The sequence below is a fragment of the Saccharothrix deserti genome (assembly GCF_009769385.1).
Classification (GTDB): domain Bacteria; phylum Actinomycetota; class Actinomycetes; order Mycobacteriales; family Pseudonocardiaceae; genus Actinosynnema; species Actinosynnema deserti.
In genome coordinates this window covers 442,929-464,439 of the sequence record NZ_VKAB01000001.1, presented here as the reverse complement: position 1 = coordinate 464,439, position 21,511 = coordinate 442,929, and the positions used below count along the sequence as shown (strand labels likewise).

Genomic DNA, 21,511 nt, shown 5'->3' with positions numbered 1-21,511 from the left:
CGTTGCTACTCGGTCCGCCGCGTCACGCGCAGCAGGTATTCCTTGCGGTCGAGCGGGTTCTGATCGGTCCGCTCCCGAACCGGCGCCTCACCACGCACCGGCGCGTAGTGCGAAAAAGACGTCTCCAACACACCCTCGCCACGCGTCAACCCGGGCACCTTCCGCTGGAACGCGTGCACGAACGCCGCCGGGATGTCGCCCTCCACCACCGTCGTCCGCCCACGCGGCACGCTGCTCGACAGCACCGCCCGGAACCGCGCCATCACCGGCGTCAGCACACCGAGCACATCACTCGGCACCTCCAACCAGAACCGGTGCACGGGCGACAGCACCTCGGTCCCGGCCGAACGCAGAGCCGACATCAGCACCAACGGCGTCAGCAACCGGAAGTCACCCGCCGTGCTGGACATGCTCTTGTCGAACGTCCCGTGCGCGTGCGACTGCCGAGCCCAATAACCGGAATGCGTCACAGTCACCGCGCAATCGGTGACCCGCCACCCGCACAACCCCTGCCCCAGCGCCTCCCGCACGGTCTCCTCGACCGCCTTGAAGAACGCGAACGGCATCGACCCCAACTCGACGCCCAGCCGGAACGTCACCCCGGACCCCGGCTCCACCCGCAACCCCACCGTGGCCAGGAACGGGTTGTCGCCCTGACGGATGAACTCCACCGCCGACCCGACCCCGACCGGCCGTTCCAGGCAGATGACGGAAGTCTCGCGGAACTCCACCTCGAGCCCGTACTCGCCGGCCAACGTCGCCTGCACGACCTCCTTCTGCACCTCGCCATACAGCGACACCCACATCTCCTGCCGCACCCCGTCGTGCCGCAGGTTGATCAACGGGTCCTGCTCCGCCAACTGCGTCAACGCCGCGTGCAACGCCCCGCGATCGGCTGCACGCGACGGCACGACGACCGTCTCCAACGTCGGCGGCGCGAATCGGTGCTCACGGGAAGAAGGCGGAACACCGATCGCGTCACCGATCCGGACGTCCTCCAACCCCCACAGCCGAGCCACCTGACCCGCGCGCACGGCGTCACGGCGCACCGCGGCCCCCTGGGCGAACACGCTGATGCCGGTGACCTTCTCCTCACGACGAACCCGGACATGAACCCGGTCACGCACGCGCACAGTCCCGGAGAACATGCGCACGTAAGCGATCCGCTCACCGGCCGCCCCGCGTTCCACCTTGAACACCGACCCCGACACGGGCCCGTCGGCATCACCGGACGACACGGGCAGGAACTCCGCCACACCCGCCGCCAACTCCGGCACACCCGCACCCGTGATCGCCGAGCCGAAGTACACCGGGTGCACCGCGCACCGCCGCGTCTGCGCCGCCACCACCGCAGCGAGAGAGGGCGGCTCCCGACCCTCGACATAGGCGGCCAACACCGCGTCGTCGTGTTCGGCCAGCACCTCGACCGCACCGTCCCCGATTCCCGGCACGACGGAAGCACCGCGGGTTCCGGCGTCGAGCACCCGACCCATGGCAACGACAGCGGGAGTCAGGAAAACAGCGATGTCCCGCAGCACGGAAGAAGGCCGCGCCCCACGCCGATCCACCTTGTTCACGAACACCAGCGTCGGGATGCGCAACCGCCGCAACGCCCGCATCAGCACGCGGGTCTGCGCCTGCACGCCCTCGACGGCCGACACCACCAGCACCGCGCCGTCGAGCACGCTGAGCACCCGTTCCACCTCGGCGATGAAGTCCGGGTGACCGGGTGTGTCGATCAGGTTGACGGAAGTGCCGCCCACGTCGAACGACACCACCGCGGCCTTGATGGTGATGCCGCGCTGCCGTTCCAGGGCCAGCGAATCGGTCTGGGTGCTGCCGTCGTCGACGCTGCCGACCTCGTCGATGACACCGGCGGCGTGGAGCAGCCGCTCGGTCAGGCTCGTCTTACCGGCGTCGACGTGCGCCAGGATCCCCAGGTTCAGCGTTCGCACCAAGTGTCATGTCCTCTTCGAGACAGGCGAATACGACCTTCTGGAAGGGCATGACAGCTCGCACGGTCGTTCTCCTCGCTCGACGGCAACCAAGAACGCCGAGTACCAAAGCAGCCGGCTCGCGACCGCGGCAACCGATTAACGCGGGGACGTCACGTTCGGGAAGCGCGCCACCCACCGCTTCTGCCAGGGCGTTTCCACCGCGTGCCGGTTGTAGTGGGCCCGCGTCCACGCCACGGCTTCACCCGATGGAACGCCCGCCAGCACGGCGAGGCACGCGATCACCGTGCCGGTCCGCCCGACACCGCCGCCGCACGCCACCTCGACCCGTTCACCGGCCACGGCCCGCGCGTGCAGGTCCCGGATCAGCGCCACGGCCCGCTCCGGCGACTTGGGCAGCCGGAAGTCCGGCCACTCGATCCACTCGTGCGGCCAGGGGAGGCCCTCCGCGCGCGCCGGCACCGACCGCCGCATCCGGGGCGAGCCGAGGTAGAGCCCGTAGTCGGGGGCCCCTTCGGGAGTCGGTTTCCGCAGGCCGCGACCGCGCACGAAAGCGCCGTCGGGTAGTTCGATCGCACCGGAAAGGATCACGCGGCCATCATCACGCCCGCAGTCTTGCGGGCGGAACGGGGTTCGCCGAGAGCTAATCCGGCCCGGAACCGGCCCAAACCTTGATCGAAGGTTTCCGGCGCAGTTGTGTGGACGACAATCGGGGACGTTCCGCGAGGGTGGAGGGGTACCAGATGGCCGACGTCGTGGTGAGGCCCGCCAGGGAAGACGAGTGGGCGGCGGCGGGTGCGATCACCGTGGCCGCCTACCAGGCCGACCGCCACATCGACAGCCACACCGGCGGGTACGCCGACACGCTGGTCGATGCCCGCACCCGCGCCCGGGAAGCGGAACTGCTGGTGGCGGTGGACGTGGAGAACACCGTGCTGGGCACCGTCACGGTGGTCCGGCCGGGCACCCCGTACGCCGAGGTCAGCCGGGACGGCGAGGTGGAGTTCCGGATGCTCGCGGTGAGCCCGTCCGCGCGCGGTCGCGGTGTCGGCGAGGCGTTGGTGCGCGCGGTGATCGTGCGGGCACGGGAATTGGGCGCGCTGCGGCTGGTGATGAGCAGTTCCGAGCACATGATCACGGCGCACCGGCTCTACCAGCGGCTGGGTTTCCAGCGGCTGCCGGAACGCGATTGGCGGCCGGTGCCGGGCGTGGACGTGACCGCGCTCGGGTTCAGCCTCGAACTCGCATGATCTCGTCCCGCAGCGACCGGTCCCGCGAAGCCCGGTCGTAGAGCAGCTCCACCAGCGTCGCGTGGTCCAGTTCGGCGAGGCGGACGCGCAGCTCCTCGTCCTCCGCGTCCGGCGGCGGCACGGTGAGGCCGCGTTCCAGCAGGACCAGGCCGACCGCGACGCAGTGCTTGCAGAAGAACCCCTGCGACCCGTACGGGCACGAGCAGGAGCCCGCCAGGTGGGTGCCCTCCCACTCCAACGTCACCCGGTACTCGGCCGCGCCGACCACGACACCCTCCACGTGCCGTGACCGCACGGCGAGCTCGACCACGGAGTCCCGGTAGGTCAACCCGCGCCAGTACGACTTGGCGCCCGCGTGGTGGCGCAGCAGGGCTGAGGTCAGCGTCGGCATGGCGGTATCCAACACCTTGTGGTTCGGTGGGTTTCGTGCTCCAGGCTTGTCTGAACGGTGCCCGTGAGCCGGGCAGCCACCCTAGTGTGCCGATCACCCCGCAGCAGTTGGCGGCCGACGCCGTGGAGTGCGCCGAGTTGGGCGTCACGTCGTTCCACCTGCACCCGCGTGACGTGGTGGGCCTGGAGGTGTTGGCGGGTCCCGAGGTCGCCACGGCGGTCTCCGTGGTGCGGGCGGCCGTGCCGCACGTGGAGATCGGTGTGACGACGGCCGCGTGGATCGTGCCGGACCCGGTCCGGCGGGCCGAGCTGGTGCGCGGGTGGGCGGGGCTGTCCGCCGGACGTCCGGACTTCGCCTCGGTCAACGTCCACGAGGACGGTTGGCGTGACGCCGCCGCCGCGTTGCGCGACGCGGGCATCGGCATCGAGCTGGGCGTGTTCCACGAGGAGGCGGCTCGGTCCCTGGTGGACGCCGGTGTGCCGGAGGGCACGGTCCGGGTGCTGGCCGAGGTCCAGCCGGGGGAGACGACCCGGCACGCTGAACGGTTGCTCGACCTGCTCGCGCCGCTCGGCGTCCCGATCCTGCTGCACGGTGAGGACGACAGCGCGTGGCCGGTCCTCGACTACGCGTTGTCGCGTGGGCTCGACACCCGCATCGGCCTGGAAGACACGCTCACCGCCCGTGACGGCACGCGTGCTCTTAATAACGCGCAGCTCGTGAAGCTGGCCGGCTGAAGGGAAAAGCGCTGGTAGTGCGGGTGGTCGAGGTGGTTTCGTTGACCGCATGGTGTCCACTGACCGGCTGCTGGCCTTCGCGGCCATGTCGTTCCTGCTGATCGTGATCCCCGGGCCGAGCGTGCTGTTCGTGGTGGGGCGGGCGTTGGCGCAGGGCAAGCGGGCCGCGCTGATCACGGTGCTGGGTAACACGCTCGGGGCCTACGCGGCCGTCGTCGCTGTCGCCGTCGGTGTGGGGGCGATCGTGGAGCGTTCGGCGATCGTGTTCACGACCCTGAAACTCGTGGGTGCCGCATACCTGGTGTACCTCGGGGTGAAGGCGGTGCGGCAGCGCGGGGCGTTGCACGCCTCGTTCAACGGCGGTGGTCCGGCGCACGGCAGCCTGCGCACGTTGTGGGAGGGCTTCGCCGTCGGCGTGGCGAACCCGAAGACGATCGTGTTCTTCGCCGCCGTGCTGCCCCAGTTCGTGGACCGGGCCCAGGGCCACGTGGTGGCTCAGATGCTGCTGCTGGGTCTCATCTTCAACATCATCGCCTTGGCCTCCGACAGCGTGTGGGGCCTGGTCGCCGCCACCGCCCGCACCTGGTTCGCCCGCTCCCCGCGCCGCCTGGCCCTGGTCGGCGGCTTCGGCGGCCTCACCATGATCGGCCTGGGCGTGACCATCGCCACCACCGGCCGCAAGGACTGATCCCGAGAGTCGAACCTCCAGATCACGAGAGTCGAACACTCAGGACCCCTGAACTCAACGTTCCGAACGTTGAACTCAGGGGTCCTGAAGGTTCGACTCTCGAGTCCTGAGTGTTCGACTCCCGGGTCAGTCGGGGAGGACTACCGAGACGATGCCTGCCAGGTGGGCTAGGCGGGCTACCTCGGCGGCGCGGAACATGGGGCCGCCTGGGCGGCCGACCAGGAGGACTCGGTCCGGTTTGCCCAGGGGGGTGGCGGCCAGTTCGGTGCCCAGCTCACGCCAGGTCTCGGGGACCCAGTCGTCCTCGCCGTCCAGGACGGTCGCCCGCGCCAAGGGCAGCCACGGCGGGGTTTCCAGCTTCGTCTCCGGTGCGGCCGAGGAGGAGGTCAGGCGGTGGACGGTGCTGCCGTTCCACGACACGACGACCGCCCAGCCCGCCCGGATGATCTTCGGCACGCCCTCGGTGAACACCGCGAGCCCGTTCCGCGGGTCCTCGGCGACCTCTTCCACCAGTTCCAGCTCACGGTGGGTGTCCAGCACACCCGCGTACGGCCGGACCGCGTCCACCTCGACGCCCTCGATGGACTCCGCGGCGGTGATCAGCACGTCGGGCAGCCGCCCGGAGGGCAGTTCGACCACCAGGTCGTCGATGGCCACACCCGCCCCGCGCTCCACCACGTCCACGCTCAGTATGTCGGCCCCGATCGCGCCGAGCGCGGAGGCGACCGCGCCCAGTGTGCCGGGACGGTCCGGGAGCTGGACCCGGATCAGGAAGGACACGGTGCACGCCTCCAAGGCTGGTGGAGCATCGAGGTGGGACTCGCCGGCCGATGATTCTCGCAGACGCAGCTTCGCTTTCCGACCCACCAGGCGCGTTGCACACCGGTAAAATCGCGCACCCACGCGCGCGAGCGCGGGTAACCCGGTCGAAGGTCGGCCTGACCAGCCAATAGACTCGGCAGGTCCAAAATACGAAAATCCGACCCACGGGGGTTGACGAGGTGCCCAGCATCTCCCGCGACGAGGTCGCGCACCTGGCCCGTCTGGCGAGGCTCGCCGTCACAGACGACGAGCTGGACCTGTTCGCCGGCCAGTTGGACGTGATCCTGCAGTCGGTGGCCACGGTGGGCGATATCGCCACCGCGGACATCCCGCCCACTTCGCACGCCGTTCCGCTGACCAACGTGTTCCGCGAGGACGTGGTGCGTCCCAGCCTCGGTCAGCAGCAGGCGCTCGCGGGCGCCCCCGCCGCCGAGGACGGCCGCTTCCGCGTGCCCCGCATCCTCGGGGAGGAAGCATGACCAGCGACCTGATTCGCAGCACCGCCGCCGAGCTCGCCGCCAGGATCGCGAGCCGCGAGGTCTCCGCGGTGGAGGTCGCCCAGGCCCACCTCGACCGGATCGGCGAGGTCGACGGCGCGGTCAACGCGTTCCTGCACGTCGACACCGAGGGCGCCCTCAAGGCGGCCCGCAAGGTCGACGAGGACATCGCCGCCGGCGCCCACGTCGGTCCGCTGGCCGGCGTGCCGGTCGCGCTCAAGGACGTGCTCACCACCGAGGGCGTGCCGACCACGGTCGGTTCGAAGATCCTCGAAGGCTGGGTGCCGCCCTACGACGCCACGGTCACCCGCAGGCTCAAGGAAGCCGGCGTGGTGATCCTCGGCAAGACCAACATGGACGAGTTCGCGATGGGCTCCTCCACCGAGAACTCCGCCTACGGCCCGACCCACAACCCGTGGGACCTTGACCGCATCCCCGGCGGTTCGGGCGGTGGCTCGGCGGCGGCGCTGGCCGCGTTCGAGGCGCCGCTGTCGATCGGCACGGACACCGGCGGCTCGATCCGCCAGCCCGGCGCGGTCACCGGCACGGTCGGCGTGAAGCCGACCTACGGCGGTGTCTCCCGGTACGGCCTGGTGGCGTTCTCGTCGTCGCTGGACCAGGCCGGGCCGTGCGCCCGGACCGTGCTGGACGCGGCCCTGCTGCACGAGGTCATCGCGGGCTACGACCCGATGGACTCCACCTCGATCAACGCGCCCGTGCCGCCCGTGGTGGCGGCGGCCCGCGAGGGCGCGAACGGCGACCTGACCGGCGTGCGCGTCGGCGTGGTGACGCAGTTCAGCGGTGACGGCTACCAGCCGGGCGTGCTGCGCTCGTTCGAGGCGGCCGTGGCGCAGCTCAAGCAGCTGGGCGCGGAGATCGTCGAGGTCTCGTGCCCGAGCTTCGACTACGCGCTGCCCGCGTACTACCTGATCGCGCCCAGCGAGGCCTCGTCCAACCTGGCCCGCTTCGACGCGATGCGCTACGGCATCCGGGTCGGCGACGACAGCACCCGCAGCGCCGAGGAGGTCATGTCGCTGACCCGCGAGGCCGGTTTCGGCCCCGAGGTGAAGCGGCGCATCATGATCGGCACGTACGCGCTGTCGTCGGGTTACTACGACGCGTACTACGGCTCGGCGCAGAAGGTGCGGACGCTCATCTCCCGCGATTTCGAGGCCGCGTTCGCCACCGTGGACGTGCTGGTCTCGCCGACCACGCCGACCACCGCGTTCCCGATCGGTGAGCGCGCCGGCGACCCGATGGCCATGTACAAGGCGGACCTGTGCACGATCCCGGCGAACCTGGCCGGCAACGCCGCCATGAGCGTCCCGAGTGGACTGTCCGATGAGGACGGTCTGCCGGTCGGTCTGCAGATCATGGCACCGGCGTTGCAGGACCACCGGATGTACCGGGTGGCGGCGGCGTACGAGGTCGCGCGCGACGCGGCCCTGGGCGCGCCGGTGATCCAGGGCGTGCCACAGTTGGCGGGTGCGGCCCGGTGAAGAAGGCACGGACGGTCCTCGCGCTGGTCGGCGCCGCCGGTGCGGCCACCAGCGCGTTCTCCACGTTGAAATCGGCTCGCGGCAAGAACGACAAGCTGGCGCTTGTCAACGCGGCGGCGAGCATCCTGGTGGCGATCACCGGTGCGGCGCTGGCCGTGCGGGGTCTGCGGAAGGACGGGAAGGCATGACGTCGGTGCACGAGCTGATGGACTACGCCGAGGTCATCGAGCGCTTCGACCCGGTGCTGGGGTTGGAGGTGCACGTCGAGCTGCACACCAACACCAAGATGTTCTGCGGTTGCGCGAACGTCTTCGGCGGCGAGCCGAACACGCAGGTCTGCCCGACCTGCCTCGGCCTGCCCGGCGCGCTGCCCGCGCTCAACGGAAAGGCGGTGGAGTCGGCGATCCGGATCGGGTTGGCGCTCAACTGCGAGATCGCGGAGTGGTGCCGGTTCGCCCGGAAGAACTACTTCTACCCGGACATGCCGAAGAACTTCCAGACCTCGCAGTACGACGAGCCGATCGCGTACAACGGCTACCTGGACGTGACGCTGGACGACGGCTCGCTGTTCCGGGTCGAGATCGAGCGCGCGCACATGGAGGAGGACACCGGCAAGTCGCTGCACGTCGGCGGCGCGACCGGCCGTATCCACGGCGCCGAGCACTCGCTGCTCGACTACAACCGCGCCGGCGTGCCGCTGATCGAGATCGTGACGAAAACGATCTCGGGCACCGGCGAGCGGGCGCCCGAGGTGGCGCGCGCCTACGTCACGGCGTTGCGCGACCTGTTGAAGGCGCTCGACGTGTCGGACGTCCGGATGGACCAGGGTTCGCTGCGGTGCGACGCGAACGTGTCGCTGATGGCCAAGGACGCGACCGAGTTCGGCACGCGCACCGAGACGAAGAACGTCAACTCGCTGCGCAGCGTCGAGCGGGCGGTGCGGTTCGAGATGACCCGCCAGGCGGCGGTGCTGGTGGCCGGCGGCAAGGTCACCCAGGAGACGCGGCACTTCGACGAGTCCACGGGGAGCACTTCCCCAGGGCGCACGAAGGAGACGGCGGAGGACTACCGGTACTTCCCGGAGCCCGACCTGGTGCCGATCGCACCGTCCCGCGAATGGGTGGAGGAACTGCGCGGGACGCTGCCCGAGCTGCCGTGGGAGCGGCGCAAGCGGGTGCAGCAGGAGTGGTCGCTGACCGACGCCGAGCTGCGCGACCTGGTCAACGCCGGTGCGGTGGACCTGGTGGCGGCGACGGTGGACGCGGGCGTGACGCCCGCCGAGGCCCGGTCGTGGTGGGTGGCCTACCTGACCAAGGAGGCCAACAACCGCGGCGTCGAGCTGTCGGAGCTGGCCATCACGCCGGTGCAGATCGCCAGGGTGATCGGGCTGGTGAACTCCGGTGAGCTGACGAACAAGCTCGCCCGCGAGGTCGTCACCGGTGTGCTCGACGGTGAGGGCGAGCCCGAGGCCGTCATCGAGGCGCGGGGGCTGAAGGTCGTCTCGGACGACTCGGCGCTGGAGAAGGCGGTGGACGAGGCGCTGGCCGCGCAGCCCGACGTGGCGGCGAAGATCCGCGACGGCAAGGTCGCGGCGGCCGGTGCGATCGTCGGCGCGGTGATGAAGGCGACGAAGGGTCAGGCGGACGCGAAGCGCGTGCGTGAACTGATCATCGCCCGCTGTTCGTAGGGCGGGTGCAGGCGGGTTCGACGGCGGGGTGGGGCTTGCGACGCGAGCCCCACCCCGCCGCTGTTTTCCGGGGCCGGAGGGGCGGATTCCGGGTTGGGCGGTCCGGCTGGAGTCGCCTAATTGCGGCCCTCGGAGTGCCTGCACTCTGTTAACACATTCGCCCATTCGAGTGGTAACACTTCTCGAACTGCTGCTTCGGTGCTGGTCAGCGAGGCTCAAGATCGGGTTTCTGGTTGCTCTTAGTAAGTTTTTCTCTCATGGCTGCGTCCATCTGTGTCACGCTTGAGCCCATTCGGCAGAGGTCGGGGGGCCGGTCGAATGATCAAACAGACGCGGATGAAACCCCGAACAGGGGCCGTTGTAGGGGAGGGACAACGTCATGACTCGAAGTGACCCGAAGCTCGTCGCCGAGATCGACGCCACCGAGGACGAGGTCATCGACGCGGGGACCGGAACCGAAACCGGAACCGAAACCGAAGCCGAGCCGGGCGACGGCGGGGGTGTCGGGCCCACGGGCGGCCCCTACAAGCCGACCGACGACCCGCTGGTCAAGCCGATGGGCGGCCCGTACAAGCCGACCGACGACCCGCTGGTGAAGCCGACGGGCGGCCCCTACAAGCCGACCGACGACCCGGCGGCATCCACCCAGACGAAGTAATACCGTCAGTGACACAACGGTGACGGCGCACGAATGCCGCCGGCTCAAAGGCCGGCGGCATTCGCATGCCGACTGTGATCTCATATGAACGTGCCTGCGCAAACATCCGCTCGCAGACCACGCGGGACGCGCGGCTCCTCCAGACCGGTGCGCCCGGTCGCACTGGCCCGGCAGTTGCACCGGAGCGCGTTGGACGCGGCCACCGCCGACCGCCACCCGTCCGCCATCCGGCAGATGCGCAGGGGCCTGGCGCTGCTGGAGAACCCCGGGATCGACCCCCAGGAACGGCTCGAAGTCCGCGTCCGGCTGCTCAACACCCTGGCCTTCTGCCTCGCCGAGACGGGCAAGGTGGACGACGGCCTCACCCAGCTCGCCGGCGTCGACCAGGAACTCGCGGGCCTGCGCGACGAGGCGTTGAAAGCGCACCTGTCCACCAGGGTCAACCTCCAACGCGCCGCCCTGCTCTGCCGGGTCGGCCGCATCGACGAGGGCATCGCCCAGCTCGACCGGGAGATCGACCGCAGCGAACGACGCCTCGACGCGCACACCGACCCCGAAGCCGTCGACCTGCTCGCGGTCGCGCTGTCCAACCGGGGCAACGCGCACGGCGAGGTCCACCGCTACGACAAGGCCGTCCGCGACCTGAACCGCGCCGTCGAACTCGCCGACGCGCACGACCTGCCGTTGCGCGCCGCGATCGCGAAGCACGCCCTCGGCAACGCGGTGCAGCGCGCCGGCGACATCCCGAGCGCCCTGCGCCACTACCACGAGGCCAACCGGGCGTTCCAGGAACTCGAACCCGGCCTGCTGCTGCGCCTGCGCATCGACCAGGCCGAGGCGATGATCAGCGTCGGCCTGGCCGACGAGGCGGGCCGGCTGCTCGACGAGGTGCTGCCGGAACTGCGCCGCCAGCGCATCGGGCAGGACGTCGCCGAGGCCGAGCTGTTCCGCGCGGCGGCGGCGTTGCAGGACGGCGACCTCGTGCTGGCCAAGCGGATGGCGAACGCCGCGCAGCGCAAGCTGGTCCAGCGCGGCAGCCCGGCGTGGGCGGCGGTGGCCGGCCTGATCACGCTGCGGGTGGACGCGCTGCGCGCGCTGGAGTCACGGCGGCCGGCGGCCAGGGTGGTGGCGAAGGCGATCGAGCTGTCCGCCGAGCTGGCCGGGCTGAAGCTGCACGACCAGGCCGCGTTCGCCCTGGTGCTGGCGGCCCGGCTGGAGATCCGCCGCGGCGACCCGGACCGGGGCGCCGAGCTGCTGCGCAGCGTGCCCAAGTCCCGCCGGATCACGCCGATCGACCACCGGATGCTGCTGCGGCTGTGCCGGGCGGAACTGGCGCTGGCCCGCGGCAACCGGCGGGTGGCGTTGGCGCAGGCGAAGGCGGGCCTGGCCGAGCTGGGCCGGATGCGCGACCGGCTCGGTGGGCTGGAACTCGTCTCCGGCACCGCCGTGCACGGCCGTGAGCTGGGTGAACTCGCCGTGCGGCTGGTGCTGCAGGGCCGTGACTCGGCGGCCGACGCCAAGCGCCTGTTCGCCTGGTTGGAGCGCACCAGGGCCCAGCTGTACCGGTACGACCCGGCGGAATCCACTGTGGACTCCGAGGTGGGTGAGCGGATCACCGAGGTGCGCCGGTTGAGCCGCGCCCTGCTGCGCGCCCGCCTCGACGGCCTGCCGACCGCGGAACTGGAGGAGCGGCTCAAGGCCAGCCAGCGCGCCGCCACCCGGATGGGGTGGAGCGCCGGCCCGTGGGGCACACCGCGCCCGGTCGTCACGTCGGACGACGTGCTGGCCCGGTTGGGCGGGCGGGCGATGGTGAGCTTCGCGGTGTCCGGCGACGAGCTGGTCGCCGTCGTGCTGGCCGGCGTTCGGGTGCGCATGGTGCGCCTCGGGTCGGCCGCCGCCGTCACGGAGGGGGCCCGCCGCCTGCACGCCGACCTCAACGCGCTCGCCCCCGACCACCTCCCGCAGCCGCTGGCGGACGTCATCTCGGCGTCCGCGCGCCGTGAGGCGGAGAAGCTGGACCGACTGCTGCTGCAGCCGCTGGCCCCGATGATCGGTGACCGGGAACTGGTCGTCGTGCCGACGGGCGCGCTGTACGTGGTGCCCTGGGGCGTGCTGCCGATGTGCGCGAACCGGCCGACGACGGTCGTCCCGTCGGCCACCGCGTGGATTTCGGCGATCCGCGAGGAACGTGACGCGGCCAGCGGGGTGCTGCTGGTGCGCGGTCCCGGTCTGCAGGCCGCGCAAGGTGAGATCGACCGGCTCGCGGGCTACCACGGTGACGCGAAGCTGCTCGGCGTCACCGAGGCCAAGGTCGGCGCGGTGCTGGAGGCGTTGGACGGCGTGGAGCTGGCGCACATCGCCGCGCACGGCGAGCACGAGCCGGAGAACGCGCTGTTCTCCCGGCTGGAGCTGGTGGACGGCGCGATGTTCGCGCACGAGGTCGGCCGCGTCCGCCGGCCGCCGCACCAGGTCGTGCTGGCCGCGTGCGAGCTGGCGCTGAACCGCGTGCGTCCCGGCGACGAGCCGCTCGGGTTCGCCGGCGCCCTGCTGGCCGGCGGCGCGCGGACGGTGATCGCCGCGTCCAGCCGGGTGGGTGACGAGCCGTCGGCGGCGGCGATGGCCGACTTCCACCGCAACCTGGCCGGCGGCGCGTCACCGGCGGTCGCGCTGGCCGACGCGGTGGCGGTGGACCCGTTGCGTCGCCCGTTCGTGTGCCTGGGCTCGGGTTAACACGGCTGACCAGCCTTTCGACCGGTTGACCGGAGATCACTCCACCCACTACTCAGGGTGGAGGAGTTCTTCGGCGATCGATCGGAGGGGGCCCGGTGCGTTCGTTGTTGCTCACGGTGCTGCTGCTGGCCACGATGACCACACCCGCGACCGCCGCGCCCGCGGTCGGCCGGGCCGAGGAGCCGGGCAACGGCCCGGAGCGCAACCAGGTCGCCGCCGTCGACCCACCGCTGCACGCCACCGCGCGCGGCGACAACCGGCCGGACGCCAACCCCGGCTACCCGCGCCGCACCGAACTCCGCGTCTACCCGGAGGACCAGGCCGACAAGTCGATCAAGCTCGGTCTCGCGCCGTACCACTCGCTCGCCCCGCGCCTCAACGACCTCCAGCGCCGCAGCAACCGGGTGTCCGTCGAGGTCGTCGGCCAGTCGCAATCGGGACGCGACCTCTACCTGGTGACCCTCACCGCACCGGAGAGCCCGGCGGAGACCCGCAGGCAGGAGGCGTGGCGCGACCGGATCGAGAACGACCCGGTCGGCGCGCGCCGCGACGTCTTCCTGCGCAGCGGCTACAAGGCGCCGGTGTGGATCAACGCCAACATCCACGGCGACGAGTGGGAGGGCACCGACGGCGCGCTGCGGGTGATCGAGGACCTCGCCGTGACGAACGACCGTTCCGCGGTGGACTTCCTGCGGCGCAACCGGGTGTACGTGAACCTCACCGCGAACCCGGACGGGCGGGTGGCCGGGACGCGGGCCAACGCGGCCGGGTTCGACCTGAACCGCGATTTCGTCACGTCCTCGCAGCCGGAGTCGCGGGCGATGCGGGACGTGGTCAAGCGCATCCAGCCGCTGCTGATGCTGGACGAGCACGGGTACGTGTCGAACACGCTGATCGAGCCGACCACCCCGCCGCACGGCCAGAACTACGACTTCGACCTCTACATCAAGCACGGCTACGCGGGCGGCCTGCACATGGAGGACGCCGTGCAGGACCTCGGCCACCCGGAGGCGGCCAAGCCGGAGATCCCGTTCCGCGACTACGAGCCGGGCGTGTGGGACGGCTGGGCGCCGATCTACACCGCGCAGTACTCGATGTACCACGGCGCGGTGTCCTACACGATCGAGATTCCCATGCGAGTGAACCGGGGTGACTACACGACACAGCCGGTGACGGAACTGCGGCGGCGTTCGGCGATCAACACGGACGTCGTCGAGGCGACGATCCGCAGCGCGCTGACGTACGTGAAGGAGCACCGGGTTTCGATGCTGGACAACCAGATCGAGATGTTCCGCCGGGGGCTGGCGGGCGAGGCGCAGCGGTTCCTGCCGGACGGTCTCGTGCCGGGTTTCGGCCCCGAAGACCGCTACACCACGGAGTTCCCGCGCGCGTACGTCATCCCGGTCGGTGACGGCCAGCGTTCCGGACCCGCCGCGGCACGGTTGGTCGACCACCTGGTCGCGCACGACGTGCGGGTGACGCGAGCCGATCGCGGGTTCTCGCTCGGCGGTCGGGCGTACCCGGCCGGGTCGTACGTGGTCGACATGCACCAGCCGAAACGCGCGCTGGCCAACGTGATGCTGGAGGCCGGGCGGGACATCTCGGACAAGGTGCCGGTCATGTACGACATCAGCGGCTGGAGCCACCGGCTGCTGTGGGGCGCTTCGGTGGACATCGTGCGCGACGGGCGGGTGGACGTGCGCGGACGTGACGTGCAGGCGGCCTCGCCGACCGGATCGGTCCAGGCGGCCGTGGGCGGCGACCTCGCGCTGGCGTTGGCCGACAGCAAGGACGCGGCGGCGGTGAACGACCTGCTGGGACGCGGGCTGGAGCTGCGGCGGCAGGACGACGGCACGGTCGTGGTGCCCGCGTCGGCGCGGTCGGCGGCGGAGGAGGTGTCGGACCGGTACGGGGTGAGGTTCACCGCGGCCGGGCCGGGCGGGGTGCCGCTGCGGCGTCCCGTGGTGGCCGGCGCGGTGGCGGCGGACGAGCTGAAGGCGTTGCGGGACATGGGTTTCGACGTGCGGCCCGTGTCGACGGCGACGGTGAACGCCGGGCTCGACCTGTCCGGGGTGGACGTGCTGTTCGTGTCGTCGGGGTTGCGGTACGACCAGCTGAACGCCTCGGGCAAGGCGGCCGTGGACGGGTTCCTGGCGCGCGGTGGCGTGGTGACGCGCGGTGCGACGGGCGCGCGGTTCAACGCCGACGCCGGGGTGCTGCCGGTGCGGGCGGTCGCGGGCCGGGAGGACGCGAACGGTGTCGTGTCGGTGGTGGACGAATCGGGCGCGGTCGGCCACTCGTTCGTGTACGCGCCGCACTGGTTCACCGACCTCGGGCCGGGGGTGAGCGCGCGGCAGCGTTACCAGGACCTGGTCGCGGGGCACTGGATCGCCCGCGCCGACGGGTCGGGCGGCCAGGAGCAGGCGGCCGGCCAGGCGGCGGTCGTGGCGGGCACGTCACCGCGCGGCGCCCGAGCGGTGCTGTTCGGCACCGAACCACTCTTCCGCGACCACCCGAAGGGGTTGTACTGGCAGGTGGCGGACGCCATCTACCGCACCGCGGCCCCGTCGGCGGCCGGCTGACCGCCTGACGGTCAGCCGTCAGTCCCTACCGCCCGGCCCACCCGTGGGGCGCACGAGGATCGCCACGCGGTCGTCGCTGGAGACCGGCGTGCCGCCCGGCTTCTTGTTCACCGTGCCGACCAGCGTCGCCGTGTCGTCCAGCATCACCAACGGGCCCAGCCGGCCGAAGCCGTCCTCGCCGTTCCCGGTCACCTCGGGCTTGCCGGTGAAGCTGCCGTCCGGGTTCATCGGCAGGTTGAGCAGGCCGGGCGTGTTGCCGCCGGCCGCCACCATCACCATGTCCGTGAACGAAGCGCACCCGCCGACCCCCGGCCGGTCCGGCCACGACCACGCCGGGTCGCCCAGCGCCTTGCCCGCCTCGACCCGGTACAGCAGGTCGGCCGACGCGCCGACGTCGGTCACCCACGTCTTCGTGCCGTCACCCGACACGCACAACCCACCCGGCGACTTCAGCCCGCTCGCCAGCACCCGCGACCCCGCCGTCGGGTTGCCGCGCGCCGGCTGCCCGGCGCCGTCGATCCGCAGCACCTTCCCGGCCGGCGAGTTCGGGTCGGCGGCCAGCGCCGGGTTGCCCGCGTCACCCGTCGCCACCAGCAACGCACCGGTGCGGTCGTAGGCCAGCACGCCCCGGTTGCCGCTCGGGCCCTTCGGGATACCGGTCAGCACCGGCTTCGGCACGTCACCCGGCGCGATCCGCATCACCCGGTTGTCGGTCGCCGTCGTCAGGTACACGTAGACCAGCTGGTCCTCGGGGTACGTCGGCGACAGCGTGAGCCCGCTGAGCCCGCCGTCCCCGGACGCGTCCACCTCGAACTTCGCCACCTCGACCGGGGGGACGTCCTTGGTCACCTTGAGCAGCCGCCCGGTGGCGCGCTCGGTCGCCAGCGCCGTCACCGCGCCGGTCGTCTGGTTGACGTCGGTCAGCGCCACCCCGGACACCGGGTCCAGGCACGTCGCGATCACGGTCGGGTTGAAGTCGGTGCAGCCCTGCGGCGGCGGCACGGGCGTCGGCGGCTGGCCGCCGGGCTGCTGGCCCTGGGCCGGGCCCTTCGGCAGCTCGCCCGGCAGTTCGGGCACCGGCCCGGCCTGCGGCGTCAGCTGCTGGGCCGCGCTCCACCCCGCCGGTCCCGGCTGCTCGGGGAAGCTCGCGCAGCCCGCGGCCAGCAGGCCGAGGGCCGACCCGATCAGCACTCCACGCAGTCGCGACACGAGACCCAGGTTAGGCGCGCGGCCGTGAACGCGAGGTGAGCGGCCCGTCGACGTCGTCGTGCACGGCCCGCTGCACGGCGTCCACCCGGTCGAGCAGGAGTTCCAACTCCTCCACCACCACCTGCGGGTCCTCCAGCGGCAGGAAGTGCGTGTTCGGCAGCATCCGCACCCTGGCCTGCGGCAACCCGGCGACCGGGCCGACCACCCCGTCCGCCGACGCGAGCAGGTCGTACCGCCCGGCCAGCACCGTTGTGGGGCACGTCACGCCGGTCAGGTCCAGCCGGGGCGTGCGGCCCAGGGCCAGCGCGAGCGTGAAGTACCAGCCCCAGTCGTGCTTGAGGTACCGCCGCAGCGACGAGGTCAACGGCCCGCCGACGTCCGGCACCGGCACCCGGTGCAGCACCGCGTCCAGCAGCGGCCCGGCCACCTTCAACGCCGTCGCGCTCGACACCCCGATCAGCCGCCGCAGCTCCACCGGCACACCGGGCAGCCCGAGCACGCCCGCGAACGTGTCACCCGGCGCGCCCGTCACCAGCATCAGGCCGCTGACCCGGTCCGGGTGCCGCAACGCCAGCTCGGCGGCCACCGTCGCGCCCATCGACCAGCCCACCACCACGCACTGCCCCACGTCACCGTCGTCCAGCACGGCCAGCGCGTCGGCGACGTGGTCGGCCAACTCGACGCGGCGCGGGTCGGCGGGCCGGCCGGACCCCAGGGTGCCGCGGTGGTACCAGCTGTGCACCCGCGCCGACGGCAGCTCCGGCCACAGCGTCGGCACCGCTCCCAGACCGGGGCTCAGGAGCACGTCCGGCCCGTCGGCGTCGGTGCGCCACAACCTGATCCGCGTGCCGTCCGCGGAGAAGACGTCGTGCTCCCGCATGGCGGCAAGTGTGCCGTAACGTGCGAACCCGTGAGCCTCACCGTTCTGGTCCCCGATGATCTCGGTGTCCGCGCGCTGTCCGACGTGGAGGGTGTGCGGCCCGTCCGCTACGAGCCGGGGCAGCCGCTCCCCGCCGAAGCCGCGCAGGCGGAAGTCCTGGTGCCGAAGTTCCTCCACGGCACCGATCCGCGTGACGTGTTCGCGCAGTTGCCGTCGCTGAAGCTGGTGCAGCTGCTGTCGGCGGGCGCCGAGCGGTTCGTCGGCGTCGTGCCCGGCGGCGTGATGCTGTCGACGTGCCGGGGCGCGCACGGCGGCAGCACGGCGGAGTGGGCGATCGGCGCGCTGCTCGCCATCTACCGCGACTTCCCGGTGTTCGAGCGGGCCCGGCAGGAAGGGCGCTGGGACTACCACGCCACGGAGACGTTGCAGGACAAGAAGGTGCTCGTGGTCGGCGCGGGCGACCTGGGCGAGCAGTTCCGGCGTCGGCTGGAGCCGTTCGACGCGACCGCGACCATAGTCGGCCGCACCGCGCGGCCCGGTGTGCACGGCGTGGACGAGCTGCCCGACCTGCTGGGCGGTTTCGACGCGGTGCTGGTCGTGGTGCCGCTGACCGAGGAGACCACCGGGATGGTGGACGCGAAGTTCCTGTCCCGGATGAAGGACGGCGCGATCCTGGTCAACGCGGCGCGTGGCGCGGTGGTCGACACGGACGCGTTGCTGGCCGAGCTGACGTCGGGACGGCTGCGCGCGGCGCTGGACGTGACCGAGCCCGAGCCGCTGCCGTCCGACCATCCACTGTGGACTGCGCCGGGTCTTTTCCTCACGCCGCACGTGGCCGGCAGCTGCACCGGGCACGCCGAGCGCGCGTACGCCGTGGTGGCCGCCGAGGTCGCCCGCTTCGCCCGCGGTGAGCAGCCGGTGAACCTGGTCAAGGGCGAATATTAGACTATTCGGGTGAACCTGCACAGCTGAACGGACGCTCGCGGTCGTCCTCCGAACCTCCTAACGTGCGGGTGCGTGGCTACTCACGACGACCGCTCGAGGGCTTCGAGCGGCTACTCCGACGACGGGTTCTACTCCACGAGTGGCGTGGGCGGAGGAGTGCACCACTTCGACGACGGCACCCAGACGATCAAGAGCGACACCTACGACAAGGACACCTCGAGCTTCGACTCGACCGGGTACACGCCGATCACCGACCTGGACGAGAAGCCCGTCTCGCACTACGACTCCTTCGAGGACGAGGAGCGCAAGCGGTTCGGCTGGACCGGCAGCGCCGACCTCGGCCTGCTGGCGCTGAGGCTGGTGTTGGGCGGCGCGTTCGTCCTGCACGGGTTGCAGAAGGTGTTCGGCCTGTTCGGCGGGCCGGACATCGACGGGTTCGCGCAGAACCTCCAGTCGAGCGGGTTCCGGGAGGCGCGCATCCTGGCTTGGGTCACCGGCGTGACCGAGCTGGGCGGGGGCGCGCTGCTGGTCCTCGGCCTGTTCACGCCCCTCGCGGCGGCCGGTGTGCTCGGCGTGATGGCCAACGTCATCGCGCTGAAGTACCGGGGCGGGTTCTTCCTGCCCGACGGCGTGGAGCTGGAGGTGGCGTACGCGGCGATGGCGTTCGGCGTCCTGTTCGCCGGCCCCGGTCGCGCGGCCATCGACTACAACCGGAGCTGGTTCCGCCACCCGCTGCTGGCCGGGTTCATCTGCCTGGTGATCGCAGCCGGCGCGACGGCAGCAACCCTCTACGTCTTCCGTTAAATGGCCGCTGCTCCGCAGACGGCGGCTCGGTCGCCTGGAAGTCGATCGTTCGCGCCTGATTTCCCGACGATCGAAAAGCGTGATCGCCGGGAAATGAGTCGCGAACGATCGACGCGACCTCGCGCGGTGGTCGCCTTCCCGCGAAGACCGGTCACCGGGCCGCTGGCCGGGTGGGCGGTGTTCCTCGCCTCACTCGGTCTCGCCTGGCTACTCCACAGGTCCTGAACAGCGGAAACCGGCCGACGGACTGTCCGCCGGCCGGTTTTCCCGAGACTCGCCTACTTGTTGACGTCCCGCACCGCGCCCGTCGAGGCGTCGGTCGCCATCCGGGCGTAGGCGCGCAGCGCGGCGGTCACCGGGCGGACCCGGTCCACCGGCTGCCACGGCCGCTCGGACGCCTCCATCTTGGCCCGCCGCTCGGCCAGCACCATCTCGTCCACCAGCAGCTCCAGCCGCCGCTCGTGGATGTCGATCAGGATCCGGTCGCCGTCCTGGACCAGGCCGATGACGCCGCCGCCCGCCGCCTCCGGCGAGACGTGGCCGATGGACAGGCCCGACGTGCCGCCGGAGAACCGGCCGTCCGTGATCAGCGCGCACTTCCTGCCCAGGCCCGCGCCCTTGAGGAACGCGGTCGGGTGCAGCATCTCCTGCATGCCCGGACCGCCCGCGGGGCCCTCGTAGCGGACCACGAGGACGTCACCCGGCTGGATCTCCTTCTTCAGGATCGCCGAGACGGCCTCCTCCTGGGACTCCACCACCCGCGCCGGTCCCTCGAAGTGCCACAGCTCCTCGTCGATGCCCGCGGCCTTGATCACCGCGCCGCGCTCGGCCAGGTTGCCGTGCAGCACGGCCAGGCCGCCGTCCTTGGTGTACGCGTGCTCGACGTCGCGGATGCAGCCGCCGGCCGCGTCCGTGTCGAGCTTCGACCACCGGTTGGACGTGGAGAACGCCTGCGTCGTGCGCACACCACCTGGTGCGGCGTGGAACAGCTCCAGAGCGCGCTCGGACGGCGACTCAGCGCGGATGTCCCACTCGCCCAACCACGACGCGATGTCCGGGCTGTGCACGGTGTGCACGTCCTCGTTGAGCAGACCGCCGCGCCAGAGTTCACCCAGCAGGGCCGGGATTCCACCCGCCCGGTGGACGTCTTCCATGTGGTAGTCCGAGTTCGGCGACACCTTCGACAGGCACGGCACCCGCCGGCTCACCGCGTCGATGTCCGCCAGCGTGAAGTCGATCTCGCCCTCCTGCGCGGCGGCGAGGATGTGCAGCACGGTGTTCGTGGAGCCGCCCATCGCCATGTCCAGCGCCATGGCGTTCTCGAACGCCTTGCGGTTGGCGATCGAGCGCGGCAGCACCGACTCGTCGTCCTGCTCGTAGTACCGCCTGCACAGCTCCACGACCGTGCGGCCGGCCTCGGCGAACAGCTCGCGGCGCGCGGAGTGCGTGGCCAGCGTGGAGCCGTTGCCCGGCAGCGCCAGGCCCAGCGCCTCGGTGAGGCAGTTCATCGAGTTCGCGGTGAACATGCCCGAGCACGAACCGCAGGTCGGGCACGCGGACCGCTCGACCTCGGTCAGCCCGGCCTCGTCCACGTCCGGCGACGCGGACGCGGAGATCGCGGTGATCAGGTCGGTCGGCGCGACGGCCACGCCGTCCACCACGACCGCCTTGCCCGCCTCCATCGGTCCGCCCGAGACGAACACGACCGGGATGTCGAGCCGCATCGCGGCGTTCAGCATGCCGGGGGTGATCTTGTCGCAGTTGGAGATGCACACGATCGCGTCGGCCTGGTGCGCGTTGACCATGTACTCGACCGAGTCGGCGATGATCTCCCGCGACGGCAGCGAGTAGAGCATCCCGCTGTGCCCCATGGCGATGCCGTCGTCCACCGCGATCGTGTGGAACTCGCGCGGCACCCCGCCCGCCTCGCGAATCGCCTCGGCCACGATGTCCCCGAGGTCGCGCAGGTGCACGTGCCCCGGCACGAACTGCGTGTAGGAGTTGGCGATGGCCACGATCGGCTTGCCGAAGTCGCTGTCGGTCATACCGGTCGCGCGCCAGAGCGCGCGAGCACCCGCGGCGTTGCGCCCGTGGGTCGTGGTGCGGGAACGGAGCGGTGGCACGGCTCCTCCAGGAAGTCTCTCTGCCAAGTGATTCGCGAACGGCGCGCGGGGGTTGGG

Annotated in this window: 19 protein-coding genes; 12 read left to right on the top strand and 7 right to left on the bottom strand. The window is 71.4% G+C overall.

The window, feature by feature from the left end:
* Nucleotides 1-5 precede the first annotated feature (5 nt).
* Nucleotides 6-1,955 (bottom strand): elongation factor G, encoded by a 1,950-nt coding sequence (locus tag FM051_RS13720; RefSeq protein ID WP_158843294.1) that lies wholly within the window; start codon nucleotides 1,953-1,955, stop codon nucleotides 6-8.
* A 138-nt stretch (nucleotides 1,956-2,093) separates the two neighbouring features.
* Nucleotides 2,094-2,546 carry a protein-tyrosine phosphatase family protein gene (locus tag FM051_RS13715; RefSeq protein WP_158843293.1) on the bottom strand — a complete coding sequence of 151 codons (453 nt, stop codon included), beginning with the start codon at nucleotides 2,544-2,546 and terminating at the stop codon, nucleotides 2,094-2,096.
* Nucleotides 2,547-2,698: 152 nt separating this feature from the next.
* On the opposite strand from FM051_RS13715, the gene FM051_RS13710 reads away from it, so the two are divergent.
* Entirely contained in the window at nucleotides 2,699-3,205 is a 507-nt protein-coding gene (locus FM051_RS13710; RefSeq protein WP_158843494.1) for a GNAT family N-acetyltransferase, read from the top strand.
* On the opposite strand, the gene FM051_RS13705 is transcribed toward FM051_RS13710, so the two are convergent.
* A complete protein-coding gene (locus FM051_RS13705) occupies nucleotides 3,186-3,596 on the bottom strand; it encodes an SWIM zinc finger family protein (protein ID WP_158843292.1) in 411 nt (136 codons plus the stop codon). The two genes, FM051_RS13710 and FM051_RS13705, sit on opposite strands and share 20 nt — an antisense overlap.
* Nucleotides 3,597-3,622: 26 nt before the next feature.
* Between FM051_RS13705 and FM051_RS13700 the strand changes: the two genes are divergently transcribed.
* Both FM051_RS13700 and FM051_RS13695 read left to right on the top strand, forming a co-directional pair.
* Nucleotides 3,623-4,330, top strand: coding sequence for a 3-keto-5-aminohexanoate cleavage protein (locus FM051_RS13700; protein ID WP_202918815.1), 708 nt, complete (start codon nucleotides 3,623-3,625; stop codon nucleotides 4,328-4,330).
* A gap of 49 nt (nucleotides 4,331-4,379) precedes the next feature.
* A complete protein-coding gene (locus tag FM051_RS13695; protein ID WP_158843291.1) occupies nucleotides 4,380-5,018 on the top strand; it encodes a LysE family translocator in 639 nt (212 codons plus the stop codon).
* 126 nt (nucleotides 5,019-5,144) lie between these two features.
* Here FM051_RS13695 and FM051_RS13690 read toward each other — a convergent pair whose 3' ends face one another.
* Nucleotides 5,145-5,798: an ACT domain-containing protein gene (locus tag FM051_RS13690; protein ID WP_158843290.1), complete on the bottom strand. Its 654-nt coding sequence runs from the start codon at nucleotides 5,796-5,798 to the stop codon at nucleotides 5,145-5,147.
* A 221-nt stretch (nucleotides 5,799-6,019) separates the two neighbouring features.
* Here FM051_RS13690 and gatC point away from each other — a divergent pair, with 221 nt between their 5' ends.
* The 7 genes from gatC to FM051_RS13655 all read left to right on the top strand — a co-directional run bounded on the left by gatC (nucleotide 6,020) and on the right by FM051_RS13655 (nucleotide 15,493).
* On the top strand, nucleotides 6,020-6,319 hold the full coding sequence (gatC, locus tag FM051_RS13685; RefSeq protein ID WP_015104569.1) for an Asp-tRNA(Asn)/Glu-tRNA(Gln) amidotransferase subunit GatC: 300 nt from the start codon (nucleotides 6,020-6,022) through the stop codon (nucleotides 6,317-6,319).
* Nucleotides 6,316-7,836 (top strand): Asp-tRNA(Asn)/Glu-tRNA(Gln) amidotransferase subunit GatA, encoded by a 1,521-nt coding sequence (gatA, locus tag FM051_RS13680; protein WP_158843289.1) that lies wholly within the window; start codon nucleotides 6,316-6,318, stop codon nucleotides 7,834-7,836. Before gatC ends, gatA begins: the two co-directional genes overlap by 4 nt.
* Nucleotides 7,833-8,024, top strand: a complete 192-nt coding sequence (locus tag FM051_RS13675; protein WP_158843288.1) for a hypothetical protein — start codon at nucleotides 7,833-7,835, stop codon at nucleotides 8,022-8,024. The genes gatA and FM051_RS13675 overlap by 4 nt, the downstream gene beginning before the upstream one ends.
* Entirely contained in the window at nucleotides 8,021-9,523 is a 1,503-nt protein-coding gene (gene gatB, locus FM051_RS13670) for an Asp-tRNA(Asn)/Glu-tRNA(Gln) amidotransferase subunit GatB (RefSeq protein WP_158843287.1), read from the top strand. The genes FM051_RS13675 and gatB overlap by 4 nt, the downstream gene beginning before the upstream one ends.
* A gap of 379 nt (nucleotides 9,524-9,902) precedes the next feature.
* Complete coding sequence (locus FM051_RS13665) at nucleotides 9,903-10,181, top strand: hypothetical protein (RefSeq protein WP_158843286.1); 279 nt, start codon at nucleotides 9,903-9,905, stop codon at nucleotides 10,179-10,181.
* 147 nt (nucleotides 10,182-10,328) lie between these two features.
* The gene (locus FM051_RS13660; RefSeq protein ID WP_338019470.1) at nucleotides 10,329-12,911 is read left to right on the top strand and encodes a CHAT domain-containing protein; all 2,583 of its coding nucleotides are present in this window, start codon (nucleotides 10,329-10,331) and stop codon (nucleotides 12,909-12,911) included.
* 95 nt (nucleotides 12,912-13,006) lie between these two features.
* On the top strand, nucleotides 13,007-15,493 hold the full coding sequence (locus tag FM051_RS13655; RefSeq protein ID WP_238412362.1) for a M14 family zinc carboxypeptidase: 2,487 nt from the start codon (nucleotides 13,007-13,009) through the stop codon (nucleotides 15,491-15,493).
* An 18-nt stretch (nucleotides 15,494-15,511) separates the two neighbouring features.
* On the opposite strand, the gene FM051_RS13650 is transcribed toward FM051_RS13655, so the two are convergent.
* Together FM051_RS13650 and FM051_RS13645 are read right to left on the bottom strand one after the other, a co-directional pair.
* A complete protein-coding gene (locus tag FM051_RS13650; protein ID WP_158843284.1) occupies nucleotides 15,512-16,702 on the bottom strand; it encodes a PQQ-dependent sugar dehydrogenase in 1,191 nt (396 codons plus the stop codon).
* Nucleotides 16,703-16,712: 10 nt separating this feature from the next.
* Complete coding sequence (locus tag FM051_RS13645; protein ID WP_158843283.1) at nucleotides 16,713-17,582, bottom strand: alpha/beta fold hydrolase; 870 nt, start codon at nucleotides 17,580-17,582, stop codon at nucleotides 16,713-16,715.
* A gap of 30 nt (nucleotides 17,583-17,612) precedes the next feature.
* On the opposite strand from FM051_RS13645, the gene FM051_RS13640 reads away from it, so the two are divergent.
* Nucleotides 17,613-18,527 (top strand): 2-hydroxyacid dehydrogenase, encoded by a 915-nt coding sequence (locus FM051_RS13640; RefSeq protein ID WP_158843282.1) that lies wholly within the window; start codon nucleotides 17,613-17,615, stop codon nucleotides 18,525-18,527.
* 72 nt (nucleotides 18,528-18,599) lie between these two features.
* Complete coding sequence (locus FM051_RS13635) at nucleotides 18,600-19,331, top strand: DoxX family protein (protein WP_158843281.1); 732 nt, start codon at nucleotides 18,600-18,602, stop codon at nucleotides 19,329-19,331.
* A 278-nt stretch (nucleotides 19,332-19,609) separates the two neighbouring features.
* Here the strand turns inward: FM051_RS13635 and ilvD are convergent, their stop codons facing one another.
* Entirely contained in the window at nucleotides 19,610-21,454 is a 1,845-nt protein-coding gene (ilvD, locus tag FM051_RS13630) for a dihydroxy-acid dehydratase (RefSeq protein ID WP_158843280.1), read from the bottom strand.
* Between the last annotated feature and the right edge of the window lie 57 nt (nucleotides 21,455-21,511).

Coding starts and splice junctions, on each gene's coding strand:
- FM051_RS13710 (WP_158843494.1), top strand. CDS start 2,699: ATGGCCGACGTCGTGGTGAGGCCCGCCAGGGAAGACGAGTGGGCGGCG.
- FM051_RS13705 (WP_158843292.1), bottom strand. CDS start 3,596: ATGCCGACGCTGACCTCAGCCCTGCTGCGCCACCACGCGGGCGCCAAG.
- FM051_RS13695 (WP_158843291.1), top strand. CDS start 4,380: ATGGTGTCCACTGACCGGCTGCTGGCCTTCGCGGCCATGTCGTTCCTG.
- gatA (WP_158843289.1), top strand. CDS start 6,316: ATGACCAGCGACCTGATTCGCAGCACCGCCGCCGAGCTCGCCGCCAGG.
- gatB (WP_158843287.1), top strand. CDS start 8,021: ATGACGTCGGTGCACGAGCTGATGGACTACGCCGAGGTCATCGAGCGC.
- FM051_RS13665 (WP_158843286.1), top strand. CDS start 9,903: ATGACTCGAAGTGACCCGAAGCTCGTCGCCGAGATCGACGCCACCGAG.
- FM051_RS13645 (WP_158843283.1), bottom strand. CDS start 17,582: ATGCGGGAGCACGACGTCTTCTCCGCGGACGGCACGCGGATCAGGTTG.